The organism is Mangrovimonas sp. TPBH4 (assembly GCF_001280505.1).
GTDB lineage: Bacteria > Bacteroidota > Bacteroidia > Flavobacteriales > Flavobacteriaceae > Mangrovimonas_A.
Genome location: NZ_LBIO01000055.1, coordinates 153,466 through 165,993 on the forward strand (window position 1 = coordinate 153,466; position 12,528 = coordinate 165,993).

10 protein-coding genes are annotated in these 12,528 nt (G+C 36.2%); all 10 read left to right on the forward strand.

Annotated elements, in window-relative coordinates; genetic code table 11:
* Positions 1-46: 46 nt before the first annotated feature.
* The 10 genes from ZA05_RS12665 to ZA05_RS12710 all read left to right on the forward strand — a co-directional run bounded on the left by ZA05_RS12665 (position 47) and on the right by ZA05_RS12710 (position 12,510).
* Complete coding sequence (locus tag ZA05_RS12665; RefSeq protein ID WP_082333769.1) at positions 47-1,948, forward strand: DUF3857 domain-containing protein; 1,902 nt, start codon at positions 47-49, stop codon at positions 1,946-1,948.
* 6 nt (positions 1,949-1,954) lie between these two features.
* Positions 1,955-3,979: a DUF3857 domain-containing protein gene (locus ZA05_RS12670; protein ID WP_082333770.1), complete on the forward strand. Its 2,025-nt coding sequence runs from the start codon at positions 1,955-1,957 to the stop codon at positions 3,977-3,979.
* 117 nt (positions 3,980-4,096) lie between these two features.
* Positions 4,097-6,130 (forward strand): DUF3857 domain-containing protein, encoded by a 2,034-nt coding sequence (locus ZA05_RS12675; protein ID WP_082333771.1) that lies wholly within the window; start codon positions 4,097-4,099, stop codon positions 6,128-6,130.
* A complete protein-coding gene (locus tag ZA05_RS12680) occupies positions 6,130-6,456 on the forward strand; it encodes a nucleotide pyrophosphohydrolase (protein ID WP_053992057.1) in 327 nt (108 codons plus the stop codon). Before ZA05_RS12675 ends, ZA05_RS12680 begins: the two co-directional genes overlap by 1 nt.
* A gap of 33 nt (positions 6,457-6,489) precedes the next feature.
* Positions 6,490-7,713, forward strand: coding sequence for a 3-phosphoshikimate 1-carboxyvinyltransferase (locus ZA05_RS12685; protein ID WP_053992058.1), 1,224 nt, complete (start codon positions 6,490-6,492; stop codon positions 7,711-7,713).
* Between the two features lie 70 nt (positions 7,714-7,783).
* Positions 7,784-8,833, forward strand: a complete 1,050-nt coding sequence (gene queA, locus ZA05_RS12690) for a tRNA preQ1(34) S-adenosylmethionine ribosyltransferase-isomerase QueA (RefSeq protein WP_053992059.1) — start codon at positions 7,784-7,786, stop codon at positions 8,831-8,833.
* 144 nt (positions 8,834-8,977) lie between these two features.
* Positions 8,978-10,018 carry a 23S rRNA (adenine(2503)-C(2))-methyltransferase RlmN gene (gene rlmN / locus ZA05_RS12695; protein WP_053992060.1) on the forward strand — a complete coding sequence of 347 codons (1,041 nt, stop codon included), beginning with the start codon at positions 8,978-8,980 and terminating at the stop codon, positions 10,016-10,018.
* An 87-nt stretch (positions 10,019-10,105) separates the two neighbouring features.
* A complete protein-coding gene (locus ZA05_RS12700; RefSeq protein ID WP_053992061.1) occupies positions 10,106-11,083 on the forward strand; it encodes a polyprenyl synthetase family protein in 978 nt (325 codons plus the stop codon).
* A gap of 73 nt (positions 11,084-11,156) precedes the next feature.
* Positions 11,157-11,720, forward strand: a complete 564-nt coding sequence (locus tag ZA05_RS12705; protein ID WP_053992062.1) for an RNA polymerase sigma factor — start codon at positions 11,157-11,159, stop codon at positions 11,718-11,720.
* Positions 11,707-12,510 (forward strand): hypothetical protein, encoded by an 804-nt coding sequence (locus tag ZA05_RS12710; RefSeq protein WP_053992063.1) that lies wholly within the window; start codon positions 11,707-11,709, stop codon positions 12,508-12,510. Before ZA05_RS12705 ends, ZA05_RS12710 begins: the two co-directional genes overlap by 14 nt.
* The last annotated feature ends 18 nt before the right edge of the window (positions 12,511-12,528 follow it).

The window sequence follows — 12,528 nt, forward strand, 5'->3', positions numbered from 1 at the left end:
TTTAATTTGGAGAATTTTATTAGATTTAAAGACCAAAAACCAACCCATGACTACCAAGATACTATCCTTTTTAGGGGTGTTCTTCATAGCCTCTATTGTGTATTCACAGCAAGAACTTTATTCAGCCTTAAGCATTCCTTCCGAATTGAAATCTAAGGCAAATGCTGTTGTAAGGTATAATGATCAAAAAATTGAGGTTAAAGCCTATAATGAAATTTTATTTACTCAAAAAAGAATTGTAACTGTTTTAAGTAAAGCCGGAAATTCTGATGTTGATGCAATATTTCACTATGAAAGAGGTGTTGAAATTAAAAATTTAGAAGTGAAGATTTTTGATGCTTATGGAAAAGAATTGAAAAAAATTAAGGAGAAGGATTTTCAAGATGTAAGTGCTGTTAGTGGAGGAACTTTGTATTCAGATAGTCGCATAAAATATTTAGACTATACTCCGGTGAGTTATCCATATACAGTGCTTTTGGATGTTGAAATAGAGTATAACTCAACTGCATTTTTACCAGGTTGGAGGCCCATTGAAGGATACTATGTAAGTACTGAAAACAGTGAGTATGAAATTGTAAATTCTTCGGAAGTTGAAATTAAAATAAAGACTGAAAATTTTGAAAATTATAATATTATAAAGCTAAATGATTTTCATTACAAAGCAAGTGGGTTAATGTCTTTAAAACCTGAAGCTTATAGTCCGGGGTTTAAAACGTTTGCTCCAGTATTAAAGGCTGCTTTAGTTGAGTTTGATATGGTTGGGGTGAAAGGTGTTAATAATAATTGGTTAGAGTTTGGTAAATGGACTTACGATAAGTTACTAACAGGTACAGACCCCTTGCCGGAAAATGTGAAACAGGAAATAAAAGCATTAACTAATGGAGTGGATGACAAGATAGAGAAGGCTAAGATTGTGTATAAATATGTGCAGGACAAAACGCGTTATATAAGTGTGCAAGTTGGTATTGGAGGCTGGAAACCTATGTTAGCCAGTGATGTAGATCGTTTGGGGTATGGCGATTGTAAAGGCTTGTCCAATTATACTAGATCGCTTTTAAAAGAGGTAGGTGTTGAATCTTACTATGCTCTTATCTATGGAGGCAGAGGTATATTAAATATAGACAGGGAATTTTCTGCACAACAAGGTAATCACGCTGTACTATACATTCCAAATAATGATAGTGGAATTTGGTTGGAATGTACCAGTCAAACAAATCCTTTTGGATTTATTGCTGGTTTTACTGACGATAGAGATGCCTTGATTGTAACCCCAGAAGGAGGAGAGATAATCCATACAACAGCATACTCTAAAGAAGAAAGTAAACAGGTTACCAATGCTAAAGTGAAAATATTCAATGATGGATCTTTGAAGGGTGAGGTAGCTATTGAAACTCAGGGGTATCAGTATGCTTTGCATGAAGGGGTTCAGAATAAAGATCCTAGAGATCAGGATTTATATTTTAAAAATTATTGGGATTATGTCAATAATTTATCAATAGATGAAATGGAATTTGAGAATGATAAGGACAGTATTCTCTTTACTGAAAACATTAAGGTATCCGCACAAAATTATGCTTCTAAAACAGGAAATCTTCTGTTGGTTAATCCAAATATATTCAATAGAGTAACCCATATACCCACACGATATAGAAATAGAACTTTAGATTTTGAGATTGAAAGGGGTTTTGTCGATACTGATGAGTTTATAATTGAAATTGATGAATCCCTTAGTTTTGAGGCTATACCAGAAGCTGTAACAATCGATACTAAGTACGGGTTCTATCAATTTTCAATAACAAAGCTCAATGATCATGAGATACTCTATCAGCGTACCTATAGCTTGAACAAAGGAAATTATCCTAAAGAAGAATATGACAAATTCAGAGACTTTAAGGCTTCTGTGGTAAAAAATGATAAAGCTAAACTAGCATTAACTTTAAAACTCTAAAAGGTTATGAAAAAAGTCGTTGTAACATTAATGATTTTATTGTTGAGTACTACGCAATATGCTCAAGATTATGATTTTGGAAAGGTTTCAAAACAAGAACTTGAAAGCAAAATCTGCTCTCAAGATTCTTCAGCTAATGCTGTAGTTTTGTATAAAAGTGAAAAAATAAGTTTTGAGTATATCCAAGGGGAAGGATTTATGCAGAATAGGGAAGTTCATGAGCGAATTAAAATTTATAATAAAGATGGTTTTAATTGGGCAACAAAGAAGGTAAGGCTGTACAATAGGTCTGCAGCCAATTCGGAATCATTATCCTCCTTAAAAGGCTATACTTTTAACCTTATTGGCGGTAAGGTTGAAAAAGAGAAGCTTAAAAAAGACGGTGTTTTTGAAGAGCTGGCCAACAAGTATTGGAAGTATGAATCCTTTTCCATGCCCAATGTAAAGGAGGGTTGTGTAGTTGAATATACATACAAAATTAAATCACCTTATTTGCAAATTGATGACATTGACTTTCAGTATACCATTCCAATTGTAAAGTATGATTTAAAAATTAGTACTCCAGAATATTATATATATAATAAATTACTTAACCCTAAGTCTACTTACATTCCAAAACTTAATTTGACAACCGTCAATAATAGCTTTACAATTCATAGTAAAGAGCGGGTGGCTAATGGAGGATGGTCAGCGACTAAAACAGAATTCAGTCAATCCAAGACCGATTATTTGGATAACGTCATAACTTCAAATGAAGAGAATATTCCTGCATTAAAGAGAGAACCTCTGGTGGATAATATTAATAATTACAAGGCAAAGCTAATCCTAGAGTTAACGGCCATAAAATATCCAAATCAACCATTGGAATCATTTTCCTCTACTTGGGAGAAAGTGACCAAAAGGATTTATGATAGTGACGAGTTTGGAGTGCAATTGGATAAAACAGGATACTTTGAACAGGATATTGAAGCTCTGATAGGAGGCGAAACAAATGATGCAAAAAAGATCAGTCTCATCTATGATTATGTGAAAAGAAAAGTAAAGTGGAATGGGTATTATGGTTATAGGACAGACAATGGTGTTCGTAAAGCTTATAAGGAAGGCTCAGGTAATGTAGGCGATATAAATTTAATGTTAGTTTCTATGCTCCGTAGTGCCAACATTAAGGCCAATCCTGTTTTGCTTAGCACCAAGAATCATGGGATTCCTCTTTTTCCAACACGTCAAGGCTTTAATTATGTTGTTTGCATGATAGAAGATGTGAATTTTAATGTTTTATTAGATGCTACAAATACCTATAGCACGGCCAATATCTTGCCCGTTAGAGCACTGAATTGGCAGGGAAGAGTAATCCGCGAAAATGGAAGTTCCGCTTGGATTGATTTACAACCTAAGGAGAAATCAGAGGAAACCGTGCTTTTGAACATTTCCATAAATCCAGATTTAACATTGGAGGGGAAAGTTCGAGAAAATCTCACGCATTATGTCGCTATGCAACACAGGGACAGATACGCGCATGTAAACCATGACGATTTAATTAAGATGTACGAGAAAAACAAAGGTGAGATTGTTATTGAAAATCTAGAGCTGAATAATTTGAAAGATGTTGAGAAGCCACTGCAAATCACCTATGATTTTCAATCTAATGATGGTATTGAGGAGATTGCAGGGAAGCTTTATTTTTCACCAATGTTATTTTTGGCAACATCTGAAAATCCTTTTAAACAAACCAAAAGAAATTATCCCATTACAATGGATTTTCCAGTTTTTTCAAAGTATATGGTAAATGTTATGATTCCTGAAGGGTACGAGGTAGAAACGCTTCCGGAAAACAGTGCAGTTGATTTTAATAATGGAGCCGCAAAGTTAACTTATATAGTAAGAAAAAATGGTCAATATCTTCAGCTTCTTGTGAACCTGGATGTAAATACTACTTTGGTATTGCCTGAAGACTACGAAAATTTTAAAAGCTTTTTTAAATCCAGTGTAGAAAAACATAATGAAAAGGTTGTGTTAAAAAAAATACTATAATGCTCAATTTTAAAGAGCTGATTAGTTCGGTTAAGGAGGGAGTTTAAAGTACTATTGTGTCCTGTAATCTGTGTTTTAGTTTGAATTATTAATAATAAATTGTATTGAGCAGATATAATGAAAGCTATTGTTGCAATCTTTTTAATATTTCTAGTCAGCCATATTTCGATGGCCCAGGAGCAGGATTACGATTTTGGAAAGGTTTCTAAACAACAAGTTGAAGAAAAAATCTGCCCTCAAGACTCTTCTGCAAACGCAGCTATTTTGTACAAAAATGAAAAAATTTGGTTTACTTATTCTCAAGAAGAAGGCTTTGTGCAAATACGGGAAGTACATGAGCGTATTAAGATTTATAATAAGGCAGGGTATGACTGGGCAACGAGAAGAGTCATATTATATAATAGATCAATCGAGAATAGTGAGGTTTTAACGTCTTTAAAAGGCTATACATTTAATGTAGTTGATGGGAGGTTAGTTAGGGACAAGTTAAAAAAAGAAGGCGTATTTCAAGAATTGGCCAACGAATATTGGAAGTATGAGTCTTTTACAATGCCCAATGTAAAGGAAGGAAGTGTAATTGAGTATACCTATAGAATAAGGTCGCCATATATGCAAATTGGAGATATTCAATTTCAGTACACTATTCCAATGTTAAAATACGATTTAAAAGTGAGCACTCCTCAGTATTTTAATTATAATAAACGTTTTAATCCCGAGTCAAAATACGTTCCTGAGTTAGAGTATTCAACCTCAAATGGCATGCTAAATCTTAATAGCAAGGATGATAGAAACAGGAAGTGGAGTACAAGGCCTGCTTTTACCAACTATCAATACTCAAAACTAGATTATATCAATAATGTGATAATGGCAAGGGAGGTAAATATTCCAGCCTTAAAAGAAGAGCCTATGCTCGATAATATTTATAATTATAGAGCAAAATTAATTTTGGAGCTAAAGAGTATTGAATATCCTGGAGAACCAATAGAGTATTTTGCTTCTACATGGGAAGATGTAACTAAAAATATCTATGACCTTGATAAGTTTGGTGGGCAATTAAATAAAAGCGGCTATTTTAAAGAGGATATAGCCGATTTGCTTAAAGATGAAACAAGTGAATTTAAAAAAATCAATCTCATCTATAATTACGTTAAGTCCAAAGTGAAATGGAATGGCAATTATGGTGTTGCTGCAGAAAATGGAGTTAGAAAAGCCTATAAAGAAGGAGTAGGTAATGTTGCAGATATCAATTTAATTTTGGTAGCCATGTTAAGGGAAATAGGTATTATGGCTAATCCAGTATTGGTAAGCACTAAAAATAACGGTATCCCATTGTTTCCAACCCGACAAGGGTTCAACTATGTTATTTGTGTGGTTGAAAATGATGAAGGTAAGGTTTTGATGGATGCTTCTAGTTCTAATGGAGCTATTAATGTTTTGCCATCTAGAGCTTTGCATTGGCAAGGAAGAATTGTCAGGAAAAATGGAAGTTCTAATTGGGTGCAATTAAAAAGCAAAGTGATGTCGGAGGAGACTACTTCAATGAAAGTTCAAATACAACCAGATTTAAGCATTTCAGGCGAGGTGAGGCAAATTCTAACCAACTATATGGCTATGGATTATCGGGATAGATTTGCTGATTCAAAAGATGATGAGTTGGTGAAGGAGTTTGAAATGGATAGGGGGGATGTTGTCATTGAAAATATACAGTTTAGAGAGCTCTCAAACACAGGTAAGCCATTGCAAATTTCTTATAATTATCAAACGCAAGGAGAAATTGAGGTGATAGGTGAAACAATATTGCTTAATCCATTGTTGTTCTTTGCAGAATCGGAAAATCTATTTAAACAAGAAGAGAGAAGCTATCCAATTACTTTGGATTTCCCTATAAGAAGTAAATATATGGTCACTATATTACTTCCTGATGGCTATGAACTTGAATCAATGCCTGGAAACGGAGGAAGTGAGTTTAATAATGGGGAGGCAAAATTTGTTTATGCAATAAATCGTATGGGGAATTATCTTCAGTTACTTGTAAATTTTGATTTAAATACTACTTTAGTGCTTCCAGAAGATTATGAATATTTCAAGGACTTTATTGGGGCTTATGTAGAAAAGCATAATGAAAAGATTGTACTTAAAAAAATAATATAATGAATATTGAAAATGCCCAAAAGGCAGTTGATAATTGGATCCAAGAGCACGGGGTAAGATATTTTAATGAGCTCACCAATATGGCGCAGCTTACCGAGGAAGTAGGGGAAGTGGCCCGTATTATTGCAAGACGTTATGGGGAGCAGAGTGAAAAGGAAAGTGACAAGGACAAAGATTTGGGTGAAGAGTTGGCCGATGTGGTGTTCGTGGTGCTGTGTTTAGCTAATCAAACAGGTATTGACTTGCAGGCTGCTTTCGACAAAAAAATGGACAAAAAAACCAAACGCGACCACGACAGGCACCATAATAATGAAAAATTAAAGTAAATTGCTCAAATAAGTAATTTACAAATCATTGCTATGAATATCCAACTCCGTAAATCGGTTGTTGAGCAAACGTCGAGTGTTACAATTACAGGGTCCAAGAGCGAATCCAATAGGCTGCTGTTATTGCAGGCCTTATTTCCTGAAATAAACATTGAAAATTTATCGGAGTCTGATGATTCCAAGGTGATGCAAAAAGCCTTGGAATCTCATTCCAATATTATTGATATCCATCATGCCGGTACTGCCATGCGGTTTCTCACGGCATATTTTGCAATTAAGGAAGGCAGTGAAGTGGTGTTGACGGGTTCTTCAAGAATGAAGGAACGTCCCATTCAGGTATTGGTGGAAGCCTTGAATGCACTTGGTGCCGATATTACTTATTTGGAAACAGAGGGCTGTCCTCCTTTAAAAATAAAAGGCCAAAAGCTAACTAAATCCAAAGTGAGTTTAAAGGCCAATGTCAGCAGTCAATATATTTCGGCCTTATTGCTCATTGCCCCACAATTGGAAAACGGTCTAGAGTTGACATTGGAAGGAACCATTACTTCGGTGCCTTACATAAAAATGACCTTGGACTTACTAAATCAAATTGGGGTAGACACCAAATTTGAAGGAAACCTTATTTCTGTTGCTCCTAAAAAATTACCCTTAAAAACAACAAAGTTGACCGTGGAATCCGATTGGTCATCGGCCTCCTATTTTTACAGCATTGTGGCCTTGAGTGGCATTGGCACTGAAATTAGTTTGTCTTCCTATAAAGCCCATTCCCTTCAAGGGGATTCTGTATTAGCAGACATCTATTCTCAGTTTGGAGTAACTACGGCCTATGAAGAAAACCAGATTATTCTAAAAAAAGAATCTGAAAACCTAGAGCCAAAACAATTCAATCTAGTCAATGCACCCGATATTGCACAAACTATTGCGGTAACCTGTTTAGGTTTAGGAATTGGATGTGAGCTAACCGGGCTTCACACCTTAAAAATAAAAGAAACCGATCGTTTGGTAGCACTTAAAAACGAAATGAAAAAATTTGGCGCAGAGGTGGAAATCACTAATGATTCTTTGAAATTAGTTCCAGTTTCAAATTTAAAATCAAACCCTACAGTGGCTACTTATAATGATCATAGAATGGCCATGGCTTTTGCACCTTTGGCCCTAAAAACAGCGTTGCAGGTAGAAGACGCTATGGTGGTTTCAAAGTCCTTTCCAACCTTTTGGGAGGACTTGGCGGCTATTGGATTTCAAATAAACCAATAATAATCTGTCATTTACTTGACAACCCCTATGTTGAGATTGTATATTTGCCACTTTCCATAAAATATAACAAATGAAATTATCAAATTTTAACTTTAAACTTCCAGATGAATTATTAGCAGACCGTCCTTCAGACATTAGAGACGAGGCACGATTAATGGTTTTGAACAGGAAGGAACAAACCATTGAGCACAAATTGTTTAAGGATATTATTGATTACTTCGATGAAGGTGATGTAATGATTCTTAATAATACCAAAGTGTTCCCTGCTAGATTGTATGGAAATAAAGAAAAAACAGGAGCAAGAATTGAAGTATTCCTTTTAAGGGAATTGAATGAAGAGCAACGTCTTTGGGATGTTTTGGTAGACCCTGCAAGAAAAATAAGAATTGGTAACAAGCTGTATTTTGGTGAGGATGAAACGTTGGTAGCAGAGGTTATTGACAATACTACCTCTAGAGGTAGAACCTTGCGTTTCCTTTATGATGGATCCTATGCCGAATTTAGAAATAAGCTTACCGAGTTGGGAGAAACACCACTTCCTAAATACATCAAAAGAGACGTTGAACCTGAAGATGAGGAGCGTTACCAAACCATTTTCGCAAAAAATGAAGGTGCTGTAGCAGCTCCAACGGCCGGATTACACTTCTCTAAGCACTTGTTGAAGCGTCTAGAAATTAAAGGTATAGAGTTGCCAGAAATTACACTTCACGTCGGCTTGGGAACTTTTAACCCTGTTGAGGTAGAAGACTTGTCTAAGCATAAAATGGATAGCGAAGAGGTGATTATTGATAAAACTGCTGTTGATATCATTAATAAGGGAATCCATGACAAAAAACGTGTATGTGCTGTTGGGACTACGTCCATGAGAGCCATTGAAAGTTCTGTGTCATCCAATGGAACCTTAAACGAATTTGCTGGCTGGACTAACAAATTCATATTTCCTCCATACGATTTCAGTATTGCCAACTGTATGATTACTAACTTCCATACGCCAAAATCTACCTTGTTGATGATGGTATCTGCCTTTGCGGGTCATGATTTCATTAAGAAAGCTTATGAAGAGGCAGTAAAAGAAGAATACAAGTTCTATACCTACGGAGATGCTATGTTGATTTTGTAATCAAAAAGTAAATCCAAATAAAGTTATTCTAACAAAGCCTTGTAAATCTACAAGGCTTTGTTTTTTTAGGAAATCCTAAGAATTCTATAAAACTAAATCGAAAAATCGAAATTCGATAATCCTTTCACTATTTTTGCAGCATCTATGGAAGTAAAGAAGAAAGACATACGAGCACTCACCAAAGAACAATTGCGTGATTTTTTTGTCGGGCATGGGGATAAGGCATTTAGAGGGAACCAAGTGTATGAATGGCTGTGGAATAAAGGCGCTCATACCTTTGAGGATATGACCAATATTTCCAGGGATACCCGTGCCATGTTACATGAAAATTTTGTAATCAACCATGTGAAGGTGGATCAAATGCAACGTAGTTCGGATGGAACCATAAAAAATGCAGTAAGACTGCATGACAGTTTGGTAGTAGAGTCGGTGTTAATTCCTACTGCAACCAGAACCACGGCCTGTGTTTCTTCACAAGTGGGTTGTAGTTTGGATTGCAGGTTTTGTGCTACGGCAAGATTAAAGCGTATGCGTAACTTGAATCCAGATGAGATTTTTGATCAGGTAGTAGCCATAGATAATGAAAGCAAGCTTTATTTTGATAGGCCTTTGAGTAATATTGTGTTTATGGGAATGGGAGAACCGCTCATGAATTACAATAACGTGCTGAAGGCGATTGATAAAATCACGTCTCCAGAAGGATTGGGAATGTCCCCAAAACGGATTACCGTTTCTACATCGGGAGTGCCTAAAATGATCAAAAAAATGGCCGATGATGGGGTGAAGTTCAAATTGGCCGTATCTCTGCACTCCGCCATAGATGAAGTACGCACTTCTATAATGCCCTTTAACGCCACATTTCCTTTAAAGGATTTACGTGAAGCCCTTGAATATTGGTATTCCAAAACCAAAAACAGAATTACCTATGAGTATGTAATTTGGGAAGGAATCAATGATACTAGAAAGGATGCTGAGGCTTTGGTGCAGTTCTGTAAATTCGCCCCAAGCAAGGTCAACCTCATAGAGTATAACCCTATCGATGACGGTGAGTTCCAACAGGCCAATCCTAAAGCTATTGATATGTATGTATCCCTATTGGAGGCTAATCATATAACGGTTACTGTGAGACGTTCTAGAGGTAAGGATATTGACGCAGCCTGTGGACAATTGGCAAATAAGAGTTAAAGATTTTTCTTTCCAAAGAAACTTGAAATAGTATTTTACAAGCTTTTTTAGTAGGTTTGTCATTACCTAAATGACTAAATTTTTCTGTTGAAAATAGTAGAGCAAATAAAGCAGCCCATCGCTTACGAAATGGACCTTTTTGAACAAAAGTTTCAATTGTCCATGTCTTCAAAAGTGGCATTGCTCAACAGAATTACTACTTACATCGTTAACAGAAAAGGGAAGCAAATGCGCCCAATGTTTGTCTTTTTGGTGGCGAAAATGGTCAACAATGGCGAAATCAGTGAACGTACGTATCGAGGTGCTTCGGTTATTGAATTGATCCATACCGCAACTTTGGTTCATGATGATGTGGTGGACGATAGTAACAGACGACGGGGATTTTTCTCCGTAAATGCCCTTTGGAAAAACAAGATTGCTGTGTTGATTGGGGATTTTCTGTTATCTAAAGGTTTGTTGCTTTCCATCGATAACAATGATTTCGATTTGTTGAAAATTATTTCCGTAGCCGTTCGGGAGATGAGTGAAGGAGAGTTGTTACAAATTGAAAAAGCCCGCCGATTGGATATCACCGAAGCCGTGTATTATGAAATCATCCGTCAGAAAACAGCAACCTTAATTGCGGCCTGCTGTAGTTTGGGGGCAGCTTCGGTAAAACCAAATTCACCAGAGGTGGAAACCATGCGCAAATTTGGTGAACTGATTGGGATGGCCTTCCAGATTAAGGATGATTTGTTTGATTATGGAGAAGATGCTATAGGCAAACCTACAGGTATCGATATCAAAGAACAAAAAATGACCCTTCCGTTGATTCATGTGCTCAATAAATGTGATAAGAAGGACAAAAAGTGGTTAATCAACTCCATTAAAAATCACAATAAAGACAAAAAGCGGGTTAAGGAAGTCATTACTTTTGTTAAAGATCATGGCGGTCTGGATTACGCTACCGATAAAATGAAAGAGTTTCAAAAAGAAGCTCTTAAATTACTTGAAACTTACCCCGAATCTGAATTTAAAAGTTCACTGGAGCTTATGGTGAACTATGTTATTGATAGAAAAAAATAATTTTTTCAACCTACAGGCAACCATTGGTTCAATAATTGCGTCTTTGTTTATAAAGACCAACATCTTGTAGATTTTGAAAGTCATTCAACTGCATAAGAATACCAAAGAGCTTATCACAAAAGCGACGAAGGATAATCGCGAGGCGCAACATGTGCTTTATGAAATTCATGCGCCGAAAATGTTAAGTGTTTGCCGGTATTATATCAAGGATGTACAAGATGCGGAAGAGGTCATGCTGAATGGATTTTTCAAAGCTTTCACCAACATTAAATCCTTTAAAAATGAAGGAAGTTTTGAAGGGTGGCTTCGGAGGATTATGGTGAGGGAAGCAATTTCCTTCCTGAGAAAACGAAAATCCTTGGAGTTTCCTACAGAGGAACAAAGCATTCCTCAAGAACATGTGTACAATACAACTTCAGGACTTGAGGTAAACGACATTCAGCAGCTCATAGATGAACTTCCGGAAGGGTATAGAATGGTCTTTGTAATGTATGCTATTGAAGGGTATAAGCACCACGAAATAGCTAAGGAATTGGAGATTTCTGAAGGTACATCAAAATCGCAGTTATTCAAGGCTAGACAGATGCTTCAGGAAAAATTGAACAGATTAAATAACACGAGTTATGGCGCCAATTAAGTTTGAAAATGACATAAAGGAGACCTTGGAGAAACGTGCCATTCAGCCGTCGCCAGCGTCTTGGGACAAACTGTCCAATCGTTTGGATGCAGAAACAGCTAAACATAAATATCGCAACAAAAGATTTTGGTGGATGGGCATTGCCGCCAGTTTGGTTGGGATCTTTTTGGTAAGCAGTCTTTTCTTTAAAAAGGATAGAATAAAAATTGATACGCCTACGGTTGTTGAGGTTGAACAAGAAACCTCACCGAAGCATAAAGAAGAAACCAAGGTTGTTGTCATGGAACCTGAAGCGGATGAAAATGTATCAGTAAACAATGGGGAAGAAGAGACTATTAAAGATTTGATCAAATCTGAAATATCAAAATCAGAAACTGTGGCTAAGGTTGTGAAAAGTGAGCCTTCTTATGAAAAGAGTAAATTGGATAATTCCTTGCCTCTAAATGAATCGCCTATAGAACAAAATGTCGCCGTAAAAGACCATGAAGAAGGTTCTGAAAATTTGGAGCCGCTAGAGTTAAAGGTTCAGGATGTAGTGACTCAAATTACCGAATTGGTAGCTCAAAATACAGAGGTAACCGATCGAGAAATAGACTCTTTGTTACAACTGGCGGAAATGGAAATTCAGCAAAAAAGATTATATAATGAATCCACAAGAACTGTGGATGCCAATGCACTCTTGGAGAGTGTGGAAATGGATTTAGAACACTCCTTTAGAGATAAAGTATTTAAAGCCTTAAAAGAAAGTTACGTTACCGTGAAAACTGCAGTCACCCAACGTAATCAATAAATATCCGTGAGGAAATTG

Coding starts and splice junctions, on each gene's coding strand:
- ZA05_RS12680 (WP_053992057.1), top strand. CDS start 6,130: ATGAATATTGAAAATGCCCAAAAGGCAGTTGATAATTGGATCCAAGAG.
- ZA05_RS12665 (WP_082333769.1), top strand. CDS start 47: ATGACTACCAAGATACTATCCTTTTTAGGGGTGTTCTTCATAGCCTCT.
- ZA05_RS12670 (WP_082333770.1), top strand. CDS start 1,955: ATGAAAAAAGTCGTTGTAACATTAATGATTTTATTGTTGAGTACTACG.
- ZA05_RS12675 (WP_082333771.1), top strand. CDS start 4,097: ATGAAAGCTATTGTTGCAATCTTTTTAATATTTCTAGTCAGCCATATT.
- queA (WP_053992059.1), top strand. CDS start 7,784: ATGAAATTATCAAATTTTAACTTTAAACTTCCAGATGAATTATTAGCA.
- ZA05_RS12685 (WP_053992058.1), top strand. CDS start 6,490: ATGAATATCCAACTCCGTAAATCGGTTGTTGAGCAAACGTCGAGTGTT.
- rlmN (WP_053992060.1), top strand. CDS start 8,978: ATGGAAGTAAAGAAGAAAGACATACGAGCACTCACCAAAGAACAATTG.
- ZA05_RS12710 (WP_053992063.1), top strand. CDS start 11,707: ATGGCGCCAATTAAGTTTGAAAATGACATAAAGGAGACCTTGGAGAAA.